Origin of the sequence: Mangrovihabitans endophyticus (assembly GCF_014646155.1) — a bacterium.
GTDB classification, from domain to species: Bacteria; Actinomycetota; Actinomycetes; order Mycobacteriales; family Micromonosporaceae; genus Actinoplanes; species Actinoplanes endophyticus.
The window spans coordinates 193,835-206,137 of the sequence record NZ_BMMX01000005.1 but is presented as its reverse complement, the minus strand read 5'-3'; the positions used below and the strand labels follow the sequence as shown (position 1 = coordinate 206,137).

The window sequence follows — 12,303 nt, the reverse complement described above, 5'->3', positions numbered from 1 at the left end:
CGGATCGGCCGGGGACGATCGAACCGGCCCCGGGCGGACCCGCGGGCCGGCCGCCAGCGCTGCGTCAGTCGTTCTTGCGGGTCTCGACGACCGGGCTCTCCGCCACCGGCTCGTCGGCGACGACCGGCTCGTCGGCCACCGGCTCCTCCTCGACGGCGGACTCCGGCTTGCTGACCACCCGGGCAATCGCGGGACGGGCGAACCGCGCCGGCACACCGGGCGCGATCTCGACCGTGACCACGTCGTCGTCCACCGAGGTGACGGTGGCGTGCAGGCCGCCGATGGTGACGATGTCGTCGCCGGGGCCAAGCGACGCCTGCATCGCCTGAGCCTCCCGGCGCCGCTTCTGCTGCGGGCGGATCATCATGAAGTACATGACGCCGAAGAGCAGGATGATCACAAGAAGAGGCACGAAGCTGCCGCCGCCCTGCGCTTGAGCTGCGAAAGACACCAAGAAGACCTTCCGTGGGGCCTCCGGCGCGGCACGCTGCGGCGGATGAGCGCACCGCAACGGCACACGACGGGGCGATAGAGACAATCAGCGTTCGAACGGCGGCGAGTCTAATCCCTCTACCTGGGAACTTCCCAAGCGACTCGGGTCTCGTTCACATTACGAGGAGATTTCAGCCGTCTCGGGTGAACAGGTCGGCCTGGACCGCACCCCGGCCGTCGGAGGGCGGGGACTTGCCGAGATGGTGCCATCCGGCATCGGTCGCCACCCGGCCCCGCGGCGTGCGGGCCAGCAGGCCGGCCCGGACCAGGAACGGCTCGCACACCTCCTCCACCGTGTCGGCCTGCTCCCCCACCGCCACGGCGAGCGTGGACAGGCCCACCGGACCGCCACGAAACGACTCGATCAAGGCACGCAGCACCGCGCGGTCCAGCCGGTCCAGGCCGAGCGCGTCGACGTCGTACACCCGCAACGCCTCCCGCGCGCAGTCGTGGTCCACCACGCCGTCCGCCCGGACCTCGGCGTAGTCGCGCACCCGGCGCAGCAGCCGGTTCGCGATGCGTGGGGTGCCCCGGGAACGGCCGGCGATCTCCGCCGCGCCGTCCGCTGTGATCGGCACCCCGAGGATGCGCGCCGACCGGTGCAGCAACGCGTCCAGGTCGGCCGGTGAATAGAAGTCGAGGTGGGCCACGAAACCGAACCGGTCGCGCATCGGCCCGGACAGCAGGCCCGCCCGCGTGGTGGCGCCGACCAGCGTGAACGGCTCCACCTCCAGCGGGATGGCGGTGGCACCGGGACCCTTGCCGACCACCACGTCGACCCGGAAGTCCTCCATCGCGCTGTAGAGCAATTCCTCGGCCGGCTTCGCGATCCGGTGGATCTCGTCGATGAACAGCACGTCGCCGGGCCCGAGCCCGGTGAGGATCGCGGCCAGGTCGCCGGAGCGCTCGATCACCGGACCGCTGGTGGTGCGGATGCCGGTCCCCAGTTCCGCGGCGACGATGTTGGCCAGGGTGGTCTTGCCCAGTCCGGGCGGACCGGACAGCAGGATGTGGTCGGGCGGCGCCCCCCGGCCCATCGCGCCCTTGAGCAACAGTTCGAGCTGGTCGCGGACGCGATGCTGGGCGATGAAGTCGCTCAGCCGCCGAGGCCGCACGCTCGCCTCGGCATCCAGCTCCTCGTCACCGGCGAACGGGGAGACCAGGTCCTCGTCGCTCATCGCGTCTTCCCGAGCAGCCGGATCGCCTGGCGCAGCAGTTGCGGGACCGGGGGCACCTCACCGTCGAGGGAGTCGGCCACCGCCGCCACCGCCTGGTCCGCTTGGGAGGCCGTCCAGCCCAGCGCGAGCAGTCCCTGGCGCACCTGGTCGGGCCACTCGCCGGCGAGCACGCCCGCACCCCCGGTCGCGGTCGCCACGGCCACCGGGCCGATCCGGTCGCGCAGTTCCAGCACCAGGCGCTCGGCACCCTTCTTGCCGATGCCCGGCACCCGGGTCAGGGCGCCGATGTCGCCCGCGGAGATCGCCCGGCGCACCGCGTCCGGCTGGTGCACGGCGAGCACCGCCTGAGCCAGCCGTGGTCCCACCCCGCTGGCCGTCTGCAGCAGCTCGAACAACTGCCGCTCGTCGTCGTCCGCGAAGCCGTACAGGGTCAGCGAATCCTCCCGGACGACCATGCTGGTGGCCAGCCTGGCCTCGGCACCGGCGGCGAGCCGGGCCAGTGTGCCCGGCGCGCACTGCACCTGCAGGCCGACGCCGCCCACCTCGATCACGACGCTGTCCGGGGATATCGCGGCCACCTGGCCGCGCACACTGGCGATCATCGTCGGGCTCCCTCGTTGTCGCCGGGACGGTTGCCGGGTGCGGTACGCCGCTGCCGGGCCGCCGCGGCCTGCTGCGCCTCCCGGAACTTGCGGGTCTGCCGGGCCACCGCCTGCCGCGCGGCGGCCCGCTGTGCGCCGCCGGCCGCGGACACCGCGGCGGCCTGCAGCCGGGCCCGGGTGCCGCCCCGCCACACATGGCAGATGGCCAGCGCCAACGCGTCCGCCGCGTCCGCCGGGCGGGGCGGCTCGTCCAGTCCCAGCAGGCGGGTGACCATCCCGGTGACCTGGGCCTTGCCGGCCGTTCCGGAACCGGTGACGGCCGCCTTCACCTCGCTCGGCGTGTACGTCTGGACGGGCAGCCGGGCCCGCGCTCCGGACAGCATCGCGACCGCACTGGCCTGCGCGGTGCCCATCACCGTCCGCACGTTGTGCTGACTGAACACCCGCTCCACCGCGACGGCTTCCGGGCGGTGCTCGGCGACCAGGCCGGCCAGCGATGAGTCCAGGTGCAGCAGGCGCAACGCGATGTCGTCGTCCGGGTCCGTGTAGACCACGTAGTAGCCGATCAGCTTGCAGGGACGGCCCGGCACGCCCTCGACCACGCCGACGCCGCACCGGGTCAGTCCCGGGTCGATGCCGAGCACGCGCACCAGACAGCCTCCCCACGTACGTGTGTTCGACACCCTAGTACGGGCACATGGTGCACCGGGCAGCGACACGCGCCCGTCCGCGGGGCCACCATGGATGACGTGCATCTCGTGCCCCCGATGGACGAGGAGCCACCGCGGGAGTTCGTGGCCTTCGTCGCGGTCCATCTGCGTGCCGCCCAGCGCGAGGCCGCCCGGCTCACCGGCGGCCCGCAACACGCGCACGAGATCTCCGGGCAGGCGCTGGCCGACGTCGGCCTGCACTGGCGCCGGCTGGCCTGGTGGAACCGGCTGTCCCGGCGCGACGGGCGCCCGCATTACCTGGACCGGCGCCTGGCGATCCGGGCCAGGCACTGGCGCGCCGACCAGATCTATCCGGTCGAGGTGCAGGTCGGACCGGCCGCAAACGGCGGCCCGGCCCGGCCGCACGCCCCGGAGCCGACGCGGACGCCACCGCCCCGGCCGCGGTCCAGCGTCGCGTTGCGCAAGACCGCCCTGCTGCCGCCGACGATGCGCGCACAACGCCGCTGCGACGCGGAGGCCGCGATCGCCTGGGCGGACGCCTATCGCCGGCACCGCCACCACGTCTATGCCCGGGTCACCGCCACCGTGGTGCTCATGCTTGTCGCCGCGGGCCACCTGGTCGCCGCCCTGCCGGACTGACGCCGAGCGGCGGGCCGGCCACGCCGGCGCCGGTCACGCGTCGATGGCCGCCATGACCTCGTCGGACACGTCGAAGTTGGCATAGATGTTCTGCACGTCGTCGCAGTCGTCGAGGACGTCGATGAGCTTGAAGACCTTGCGCGCCGCCTCCTCGTCCACCGGCACCGTCATGGTCGGCACCAGGGAGGACTCCGCCGAGTCGTACTCGATCTCGGCGGACTGCAGCGCGGTGCGGACCGCGATCAGGTCGGTCGGCTCGCTGACCACCTCGAAGCTGTCGCCGAGGTCGTTGATCTCCTCCGCGCCGGCGTCCAGCACCGCGAGCATCAGGTCGTCCTCGGAGAGCGACCCCTTCGGAACGATCACCACGCCCTTGCGGTTGAACAGGTAGGACACCGAACCGGCGTCGGCGAACGTGCCGCCGTTGCGGGTGAGCGCGGTGCGCACCTCGGTGGCCGCGCGATTGCGGTTGTCGGTCAGGCACTCGATCAGCATCGCGACGCCGCTCGGGCCGTACCCCTCATACATGATCGTCTGCCAGTCGGCGCCGCCCGCTTCCAGGCCGGAACCGCGCTTGACCGCCCGATCGATGTTGTCGTTGGGGACGGAGCTCTTCTTCGCCTTCTGGATCGCGTCGTAGAGCGTCGGGTTTCCGGCCGGGTCTCCACCGCCGGACCGCGCGGCCACCTCGACGTTCTTGATCAGCTTGGCGAACATCTTGCCGCGCTTGGCGTCGATGGCGGCTTTCTTGTGCTTGGTCGTCGCCCACTTGGAGTGGCCGGACATGCGAAACCTCCGTGTTCCCTACCGGTGTGCGGCGGATCTGTGGACCATCTCCACGAAGTGCCGATGGACGCGCAAGTCGCCGGTCAGCTCGGGGTGGAAGGCCGTGGCAAGCAGGTTTCCCTGTCGGACCGCCACAATCCTACCGGCGGCGGGCCCGCCCTCGACGCGACCCATGACCTGCACGTCCGGACCGGTCCGCTCGACCCAGGGCGCACGGATGAACACGGCATGCAGCGGCGGACCGGAAAGCGCATCGATCGCCACCGCGCCTTCGAACGAGTCGACCTGCCGGCCGAACGCGTTGCGCCGGACCACCATGTCGATCCCGCCGAACGCCTCCTGGTCGGGACGGCCGTCCAGGATCGTGTCCGCCAGCATGATCATCCCGGCACAGGAGCCGTAGACCGGAAGGCCGCCGGCGATCCGCTTGCGGATCGGCTCCAGCAGGCCGAAGGAGACCGCGAGATTGCTCATCGTGGTGGACTCGCCGCCCGGCACCACCAGGCCGTCCAGCGCCTCCAGCTCGTCCGGTCGCCGGACCGCGCACGCCTGGGCGCCGCAGTCGGTCAGCGCGCGCACGTGCTCCCGCACGTCACCCTGCAACGCCAGCACGCCGATGTTCATCGTGGTCCCCTCCCCCGCCGGTGGTCCGGGCCGCTACCAGCCGCGCTCGGCGAGCCGGTGCGGCTGCGGCACGTCCTCGACGTTGATGCCGACCATCGCCTCGCCGAGCCCGCGGGACACCTTGGCGATCACGTCCGGGTCGTCGTGGAAGGTGGTCGCCTTGACGATCGCGGACGCGCGCTGGGCCGGGTTGCCGGACTTGAAGATGCCCGAGCCGACGAAGACACCCTCGGCACCGAGCTGCATCATCATGGCCGCGTCGGCCGGGGTGGCGATGCCCCCCGCGGTGAACATCACGACCGGCAGCTTGCCCGTCGCGGCCACCTCCTTGACCAGCTCGTACGGGGCCTGCAGCTCCTTGGCCGCGACGAACAGCTCATCCAGCGGCAGGGAGGTCAGCCGACGGATTTCGGCCCGGATCGTCCGCATGTGCGTGGTCGCGTTGGAGACGTCACCGGTGCCCGCCTCGCCCTTGGAGCGGATCATCGCGGCGCCCTCGGTGATCCGGCGCAGCGCCTCGCCGAGGTTTGTCGCGCCGCACACGAACGGCACCGTGAAGGCCCACTTGTCGATGTGATTGGCATAGTCCGCGGGGGTCAGCACCTCGGACTCGTCCACGTAGTCGACGCCCAGCAACTGCAGCACCTGGGCCTCGACGAAGTGCCCGATGCGCGCCTTGGCCATCACCGGGATGGAGACCGCGCCGATGATGCCGTCGATCATGTCCGGGTCGGACATCCGGGACACCCCGCCTTGCGCGCGGATGTCCGCGGGCACCCGCTCCAGCGCCATCACCGCGACCGCGCCCGCGTCTTCGGCGATCTTGGCCTGCTCCGGCGTGACCACATCCATGATCACGCCACCCTTGAGCATCTCCGCCATTCCCCGCTTGACCTGCGCGGTCCCGGTGGCGGGCACGTTCTGTGCTGCGTCGGACATCCTCGGCTCCTCGACGTACGGATCGACGGTGTCAACCCTACGCAGATCCGGTTGCCGCACCGATGGCCAATCCACCCCCCGGTGGACTGCCCGCGCACTCGATCAGATCGCCTCGGCCGGCACCGTGCCCTCGGCCGGCACCGTGCCCTCGGGCGCCGCCGTGCTGTCCGCCGTCCTGCTGTCCGCCGTCCCGCTGTTCGCCGCCTCAGGCGACACCGCGGGTGCGGGCACCGGCAGCGCCGGCTCCACGATGTCGAAGTAGGCCGGGGCCGGATAGCGCCGCGCCATCCGCAGCAGCCGCACCACCGGGCGGCGGCGGGCGGTCAGCGCGTCGCGCACCAGATCGGTGTGCACCTGGCGGGCCAGCACCACCCGGCGGTTCGCGGCCCACAGCGCGCGCATTGCGGGCTCGGCCTCGTCCAGCCGCACCGCGGCCAGGTGACGGGTCAGGTCGTTCTCCGCCGCCTCGCGCTCCCCCGTCCCCGCGTCCAGGGCCAGCCGGGCGGCCGCGTACATCTCCACCGCCTCGGCCTTCTCGGCGACCACCGCAGCCGCCGCCGCGCGCCGCAGCAGGTGCGCGTCCAGGGCCTGGCCGGCCGACCGCGCCCGCCGGTGCACCCGCTCCACCCGATGCGCGGTCCAGGCCAGGTAGGCCGAAAGCACGACCACCACGGCGACCGCACCGGCTCCCCACCACATGCGGGGCATCGTAGTGCCCGCGGGCACCTCCGGCTCAGCCTCCGGGCCGTGGTTCCGCCCACTCCTGGTCGACCACGCGCCCCTCGATCGCCTCGATCGCCGTTGCGTAGACCTCCAGAACACGCTGCGCGACGCTCGGCCAGTCGAACGCGGCGACCGTCGCCGCGGCGCAGGAGGACATCGCGGCCCGGCGCGGCGCGTCGTCAAGCAGCTCGGCCAGCAGCGCGGTCAGCGCGTCGGCGTCGCCAACCGGGAACAGCGCGCCCGCCCGCCCGTCGTCCAGCACCCGGCGGAACGCGTCCAGGTCGCTGGCCGCGATGGCGGCGCCGGCCGCCATCGCCTCGGTCAGGATCATGCCGAAGGACTCGCCGCCGGTGTTCGGCGCCACGTACACGTCCACGCTGCGCAGCATGCTCGCCTTGGTGGCCTCCGACACCAGGCCCAGGAACTCGACCCTCTCACGCACGTCGGCCGGAAAATCGCGGTACAGCTCGGCCCGGTCGCCCGGACCGGCGACCAGCAGGCGCAGGCCGGGACGTTCGCGGGCGAGCGTGACGAACGCCGACCGCAGGACCGGGAAACCCTTGCGGGGCTCGGTGAACCGGCCGAGGAATCCCAGCGCGCCCCCGGCGCCGGGCCAGCCGGGCAGCGGTTCGGCCGCGGCGTACCGGGCCACCGCCACCCCGTTGGGGATCTCCACCGCGCCGCCGCCGAGATGCTCCACCTGCACCTTGCGGGCCAGTTCGCTCACCGCGATACGCGCGGTGATCTTCTCGATGACCAGTTGCAGCAGGCCCTGAGCGGCGGACAGCGCGCGGGAGCGGGTCATCGCGGTGTGGAAGGTGGCCACCACCGGACCCCGGGCGGACAACACCGCCAGCATCGACAGGCTCAGCGCCATCGGCTCGTGCACATGCAACACGTCGAACTTGCCGCGGGCCAGCCAGCGGCGCACCCGGGCGGTGGAGACCGGGCCGAACGCGATGCGCGCCACCGAGCCGTTGTAGGGAAACGGAAGGGCCCGGCCGGCCGGCACCACGTACGCCGGAAGGTCGGAGTCCTCGTCCGCGGGCGCCAGCACGCTCACGTGATGCCCGAGCCCGATCAGCGCCTCGGCGAGGTCGACGATGTGGTTCTGCACACCGCCCGGCACGTCGAACGAGTACGGCGAGACGATCCCGATCCGCACGGCCCGCCCCTCACAGCCACATCTTCTGCAACATGTGCCAGTCCTGGGGGTGCTCCGCGATGCCGATCGCGAAGGCGTCCGCCAGGCGCTGCGTGATCAGCCGGGTGCGTACCTCCAGATTGCCCTCGTGCGGCTCGGGCAGCTCGATGCGGCGCAACTGGGCCACCGTCCCGGTGTCCGTGAACGCCAGGTCGACCGCGAACAGCGGCGCGCCGGTGCGCAGGGCCAACAGGGCCGGTCCGGGCGGCATCCGGGTCCGCCCGCCGAAGAATTGCACCTCCATGCCGCGTGCGGACAGGTCCCGGTCGGCCAGCAACGCCACCACGTAGCCCGCCCGGGCCTTGTCGGCGAGCAGGTCCAGCGGGGCGCGCCCGCCGGTCAGCGGCAGCACCTCCATGCCGAGCTTCTCCCGGTACGCGACGAACTGCCGGAACACCGACTCGGGCTTGAGCCGCTCGGCGACCGTGATCAGCCGCCATCCGGAGACGACCACCCAGGCCGCTGCCGCGTCCCAGTTGGCCAGATGCGGCAACGCCAGGATCGCGCCGCGCCCCTCGTCCATCACCTTCGTGAACTCCGCCAGTTGCTCCACCCGGAAGTTGGCCAGCACCTGATCACCAGACTGCGACGGCAACCGGAAGGCCTCGCGCCAGTACCGCGCGTACGACCGCAGCCCGCGCCGGACCAGATCCTCCAGGTCCGCGTCGCCGACGTCCGGCCCGACCACCTGCCGCAGGTTGCGCCGCAACCGCTGGGTGCCGGGACCGTTGCCGCGGTAGGCCCGGTCCGCCGCCCGGTCGAAGATCACACGCGCCACCGGCAGCGGCAGCGCGCGCACCAGCCGCCACAGCGCCGCGTACCCGGCCCCGGTCAGTCGGTCCCTCACGCGGCGGGCACCTGCGGCTCGGAGCGGGCCGCATGGATCAGCCGCTGGCAGACGGTGACCACGCAGAGCGCGGCCAGCACCCACAACGCCGCGGGCAGGCCCCAGTCCAGGCCGGCACTGCCGAGCAGGCCACCCACACCGAGGATGACCAGGCGCTCCAGCCGTTCGGCCAGGCCCACGTCGGCGTCCAGCCCGAGGCTCTGGGCACGCGCCTTCACGTACGAGATCACCTGCGCGCCGACCAGGCTGATCAGCGCGGCGACGGCGCCACCGTACGGATTTCCCTCGGTCACCAGGTACCAGACCACCGCGGCGAACACCGCACCGTCGGCGATCCGGTCCATCGAGGAGTCGAGCAGCCCGCCGAACTTGGCCGAGCTGCCGCGCATCCGGGCCATCGTGCCGTCCAGCACGTCGGTGAGCGCGGACGCGGTGACCACCCAGGTGCCCCAGAACAGGTGACCTTTCGCGCCCAGATAGGCGCCGATGAGCACACCGACGGTGCCGGCGATGGTCACCGCGTTGGCGGACACGCCGATGCGCAGCAGGAAACGAGCGGTCGGATTGACGCCGTACGCGACGACGGCGCGTGCGGGCACGCTGACGATCTTTGCCATGGCCGTCTCACCATAACGGCGGGCGGACGGACGCGGTACGACGCGCCCCAGGCGTCGCCGTATCGTCATCGTCGCACCCGTGCGCGACTACCGGGGGTTGCGACCTCGACAGCGGTGGGTGTGGGATTCATCAACGGGGACGTAACCGCCGCGAAACGAACGAGGGAGCGTCGCCATGGCGCAGAAGACTTCGGAGAAGGGGCCAGCCGGCGGCGCGCCGGCGGTGAGTGAACCCGGCAGGGTGCGCAACGTGGTGTTGGTGGGCCACTCCGGCGCGGGGAAGACGACGCTGGTCGAGGCGCTGCTCGCCGCGACGCAGGCGATCTCCCGCGCGGGAACGGTGGCCGACGGCACCACGGTCTCCGACCATGATCCGGCCGCGGTGCGGCAGCAGCGCTCGGTGACGTTGAGCTGCGCACCACTCACGCACCGGGACGTGAAGGTCAACCTGCTGGACACCCCCGGCTACGCCGACTTCGTCGGAGAACTGCGCGCCGGCCTGCGGGCCGCGGACGCGGCGGTCTTCGTGGTCTCCGCGGACGCCGGCAGCGACGAGGGCGGCATCGAGCCGGCCACCACCGCGCTGTGGGAGGAGTGCGCCGCCGTCGGCATGCCACGCGCCGTCGTGGTCACCCGATTGGACCATCCGCGTGCCGACTTCGACCGGACCGTGCAGGAGTGCCAGGACGCCTTCGGCGACAACGTGATGCCGATCTACCGGCCCATGCTCGGCGACGACGGCCACGCGGTCGTCGGCCTGCTCGGCCTGCTCACCCTGCGGGTGCTGGACTACTCGGACGGCTACCCGCCCCGGGAGGGCCTGGCCGAGGCGCAACATCTGACACCCGTCGAGCAGGACCGCAACGACCTGATCGAGGGCATCATCGCGGAGTCCGAGGACGAGACCCTGATGGACCGCTATCTGGGCGGCGAGCAGATCGGCCCGGAGACGCTCGTGCCCGACCTGGAGAAGGCGGTGGCCGGCGGCCACTTCCACCCGGTGATCCCGGTGTGCGCGGAGACCGGCGTGGGCCTGGACGCGCTGCTCGACGGGCTGGTGTCGGCCGCGCCGTCGCCGCTTGAGCACGAACCGCCGGTGGTCACCGGCGTGGACGGCACGCCACGCCCGCCGCTGGTCTGCGACCCGGACGGCCCGCTGGTGGCCGAGGTGGTCAAGACGACCATCGACCGGCACGTCGGGCGGGTGTCGCTGGTCCGGGTCTTCTCCGGCACGCTGCACCCCGAGTCGGTGCTGCACGTGTCCGGCCACGGCATGGCCGAGCGTGGGCACCCGGACCACGACGCGGACGAGCGGGTGGCGCACCTCTACACCCCGCTGGGCGCACAGTTGCGCGAGGTCACCGCCTGCGTGGCGGGTGACATCTGCGCGATCACCAAGTCCGGCAGCGCCGAGACCGGCGACACGCTGTCGGCCCGGGACGACCCGATGCTCATGGCGCCGTGGCGGATGCCCGAACCGTTGCTGCCGGTGGCCGTGGTGGCCAAGTCCCGCTCCGACGAGGACGCGCTGGCCAAGAACCTCGCCCGCCTGGTGGCCGGCGACCCCACCCTGCGCCTGGAACGCAACCCGGACACCCACCAGCTCGTGCTGTGGTGCATGGGCGAGTCACACGCCGAGGTGGTGCTGGACCGGCTCCGGGCGGGCGGGGTGGAACTGGACACCGAACCGGTCAAGGTGGCGCTGCGGGAGACGTTCGGCGCCCCGGCGAAGGGGCACGGCCGGCACGTGAAGCAGTCCGGCGGCCACGGCCAGTACGCGGTCTGCGACATCGAGGTGGAACCGTTGCCGCGCGGCACGGGCTTCGCATTCCACGACCGGGTGGTCGGCGGCGCGGTGCCGCACAACTACATCCCGTCGGTGGAGAAGGGCGTGCGCACGCAACTGGAACGCGGGCTGGTGGCCGGCTTCCCGGTGGTGGACGTCAAGGTGACCCTGACCGACGGCAAGGCGCACAGCGTGGACTCCTCGGACGCCGCGTTCCAGACCGCCGGCGCTCTGGCGCTGCGGGAGGCCGCCGAGGCCGGTCAGATGGTGCTGCTGGAACCGGTGGACGAGATCGTGGTGCGGGTGCCGGACGGATATGTCGGCCCGGTGATGAGCGACCTGTCCGGTCGCCGCGGGCGGCCGCTGGGCACCGAGACCGATCCGGCCGGCGATTACAGCCTGATCCGGGCCGAGGTGCCGGCCACCGAACTGGTCCGGTACGCGGTGGAGCTGCGCGCACTGTCCTCCGGCTCGGGCACCTTCACCCGCACGTACGCCCGGCACGAGCCGATGCCCACGCACGTGGCCGAAGCGGTCCGCAAGGAGCACGCCGCGCGCTGACCCGGTCGAGGCCGGCCGTGCTCAGCCGGCCTCGGTCCAGGACTTCTCCAGCAGTTCCCGGGTGTCGCCGAGCACCTGCGGCAGCACCTTGGTGCGGCCGATCACCGGCATGAAGTTGGCGTCGCCGCCCCATCGCGGCACGACGTGCTGGTGCAGGTGCTCGGCCACGCCGGCGCCCGCCACCCCGCCCTGGTTCATGCCGATGTTGAAGCCGTGCGGCCGGCTGGCGTGCCGGATCACCCGCATGGCGCGACGGGTGAAGGCGGCCAGTTCGACGGTCTCCGCGTCATCCAGCTCGGTGTAGTCGGCGACATGCCGGTACGGACAGATCAGCAGATGCCCGGGGTTGTACGGGTAGAGGTTGAGCACCGCGTAGACCAGGTCACCACGGGCCACCACCAGGTTCCGCTCCGCAGGAAGCGACGGAGCCCGACAGAACGGGCAGCCGGCCGGCTTGTCCGTGCCGGCGACGTAACCCATCCGGTGCGGGGTCCAGAGCCGGTCCCAGCCGTCCGGCTCGCCCGTGACGGCCGGCACATTCGAGTCCCCGATCTCAGCGTCGCTCACCGCCCGAGACTATGTCACGCCGATCCGGCGGACCGTCCCGCTCAACTATCCCGCCCGACGGTCGATC

Annotated in this window: 12 protein-coding genes and 2 pseudogenes; 2 read left to right on the top strand and 12 right to left on the bottom strand. The window is 72.2% G+C overall.

Features of this window, described 5'->3' with window-relative positions; genetic code table 11:
- Nucleotides 1-64: 64 nt before the first annotated feature.
- The 4 genes and pseudogenes from yajC to ruvC all read right to left on the bottom strand — a co-directional run.
- Nucleotides 65-451: a preprotein translocase subunit YajC gene (gene yajC / locus IEY73_RS09935; protein WP_189078826.1), complete on the bottom strand. Its 387-nt coding sequence runs from the start codon at nucleotides 449-451 to the stop codon at nucleotides 65-67.
- A gap of 172 nt (nucleotides 452-623) precedes the next feature.
- Complete coding sequence (gene ruvB, locus IEY73_RS09930) at nucleotides 624-1,670, bottom strand: Holliday junction branch migration DNA helicase RuvB (RefSeq protein ID WP_189078825.1); 1,047 nt, start codon at nucleotides 1,668-1,670, stop codon at nucleotides 624-626.
- Nucleotides 1,667-2,272 carry a Holliday junction branch migration protein RuvA gene (gene ruvA / locus IEY73_RS09925; RefSeq protein WP_189078824.1) on the bottom strand — a complete coding sequence of 202 codons (606 nt, stop codon included), beginning with the start codon at nucleotides 2,270-2,272 and terminating at the stop codon, nucleotides 1,667-1,669. The genes ruvB and ruvA overlap by 4 nt, the downstream gene beginning before the upstream one ends.
- A gap of 125 nt (nucleotides 2,273-2,397) precedes the next feature.
- Nucleotides 2,398-2,922, bottom strand: a pseudogene (gene ruvC, locus IEY73_RS09920) (crossover junction endodeoxyribonuclease RuvC); the annotation flags it as partial.
- A 99-nt stretch (nucleotides 2,923-3,021) separates the two neighbouring features.
- Between ruvC and IEY73_RS09915 the strand changes: the two are divergent.
- Entirely contained in the window at nucleotides 3,022-3,582 is a 561-nt protein-coding gene (locus tag IEY73_RS09915; RefSeq protein ID WP_189078822.1) for a hypothetical protein, read from the top strand.
- 33 nt (nucleotides 3,583-3,615) lie between these two features.
- On the opposite strand, the gene IEY73_RS09910 is transcribed toward IEY73_RS09915, so the two are convergent.
- From IEY73_RS09910 to pgsA, 7 genes and pseudogenes are all read right to left on the bottom strand, one after another.
- Nucleotides 3,616-4,368 carry a YebC/PmpR family DNA-binding transcriptional regulator gene (locus IEY73_RS09910; protein WP_189078821.1) on the bottom strand — a complete coding sequence of 251 codons (753 nt, stop codon included), beginning with the start codon at nucleotides 4,366-4,368 and terminating at the stop codon, nucleotides 3,616-3,618.
- Between the two features lie 18 nt (nucleotides 4,369-4,386).
- Nucleotides 4,387-4,992: a pyridoxal 5'-phosphate synthase glutaminase subunit PdxT gene (gene pdxT, locus IEY73_RS09905; RefSeq protein ID WP_189078820.1), complete on the bottom strand. Its 606-nt coding sequence runs from the start codon at nucleotides 4,990-4,992 to the stop codon at nucleotides 4,387-4,389.
- Nucleotides 4,993-5,025: 33 nt separating this feature from the next.
- Nucleotides 5,026-5,931: a pyridoxal 5'-phosphate synthase lyase subunit PdxS gene (pdxS, locus tag IEY73_RS09900; protein WP_189078819.1), complete on the bottom strand. Its 906-nt coding sequence runs from the start codon at nucleotides 5,929-5,931 to the stop codon at nucleotides 5,026-5,028.
- Between the two features lie 216 nt (nucleotides 5,932-6,147).
- Nucleotides 6,148-6,639 (bottom strand): annotated as a pseudogene (locus IEY73_RS09895) (hypothetical protein); the annotation flags it as partial.
- Nucleotides 6,640-6,664: 25 nt separating this feature from the next.
- Nucleotides 6,665-7,819: a glycosyltransferase family 4 protein gene (locus IEY73_RS09890; protein WP_189078818.1), complete on the bottom strand. Its 1,155-nt coding sequence runs from the start codon at nucleotides 7,817-7,819 to the stop codon at nucleotides 6,665-6,667.
- A 10-nt stretch (nucleotides 7,820-7,829) separates the two neighbouring features.
- Nucleotides 7,830-8,705: a phosphatidylinositol mannoside acyltransferase gene (locus IEY73_RS09885; protein WP_189078817.1), complete on the bottom strand. Its 876-nt coding sequence runs from the start codon at nucleotides 8,703-8,705 to the stop codon at nucleotides 7,830-7,832.
- Nucleotides 8,702-9,322, bottom strand: coding sequence for a phosphatidylinositol phosphate synthase (gene pgsA, locus IEY73_RS09880; protein WP_189078816.1), 621 nt, complete (start codon nucleotides 9,320-9,322; stop codon nucleotides 8,702-8,704). The genes IEY73_RS09885 and pgsA overlap by 4 nt, the downstream gene beginning before the upstream one ends.
- Nucleotides 9,323-9,497: 175 nt before the next feature.
- Here pgsA and IEY73_RS09875 point away from each other — a divergent pair, with 175 nt between their 5' ends.
- Nucleotides 9,498-11,669: an elongation factor G-like protein EF-G2 gene (locus tag IEY73_RS09875; protein WP_189078815.1), complete on the top strand. Its 2,172-nt coding sequence runs from the start codon at nucleotides 9,498-9,500 to the stop codon at nucleotides 11,667-11,669.
- Between the two features lie 21 nt (nucleotides 11,670-11,690).
- Here the strand turns inward: IEY73_RS09875 and IEY73_RS09870 are convergent, their stop codons facing one another.
- The gene (locus IEY73_RS09870; RefSeq protein ID WP_189078862.1) at nucleotides 11,691-12,149 is read right to left on the bottom strand and encodes an HIT family protein; all 459 of its coding nucleotides are present in this window, start codon (nucleotides 12,147-12,149) and stop codon (nucleotides 11,691-11,693) included.
- Between the last annotated feature and the right edge of the window lie 154 nt (nucleotides 12,150-12,303).

Bases quoted from the DNA above. Each gene is read 5' to 3' on its own strand.
- pgsA (WP_189078816.1), bottom strand. From the start codon at position 9,322: ATGGCAAAGATCGTCAGCGTGCCCGCACGCGCCGTCGTCGCGTACGGC.
- ruvB (WP_189078825.1), bottom strand. From the start codon at position 1,670: ATGAGCGACGAGGACCTGGTCTCCCCGTTCGCCGGTGACGAGGAGCTG.
- IEY73_RS09910 (WP_189078821.1), bottom strand. From the start codon at position 4,368: ATGTCCGGCCACTCCAAGTGGGCGACGACCAAGCACAAGAAAGCCGCC.
- IEY73_RS09870 (WP_189078862.1), bottom strand. From the start codon at position 12,149: ATGGGTTACGTCGCCGGCACGGACAAGCCGGCCGGCTGCCCGTTCTGT.
- pdxT (WP_189078820.1), bottom strand. From the start codon at position 4,992: ATGAACATCGGCGTGCTGGCGTTGCAGGGTGACGTGCGGGAGCACGTG.
- IEY73_RS09875 (WP_189078815.1), top strand. From the start codon at position 9,498: ATGGCGCAGAAGACTTCGGAGAAGGGGCCAGCCGGCGGCGCGCCGGCG.
- ruvA (WP_189078824.1), bottom strand. From the start codon at position 2,272: ATGATCGCCAGTGTGCGCGGCCAGGTGGCCGCGATATCCCCGGACAGC.
- pdxS (WP_189078819.1), bottom strand. From the start codon at position 5,931: ATGTCCGACGCAGCACAGAACGTGCCCGCCACCGGGACCGCGCAGGTC.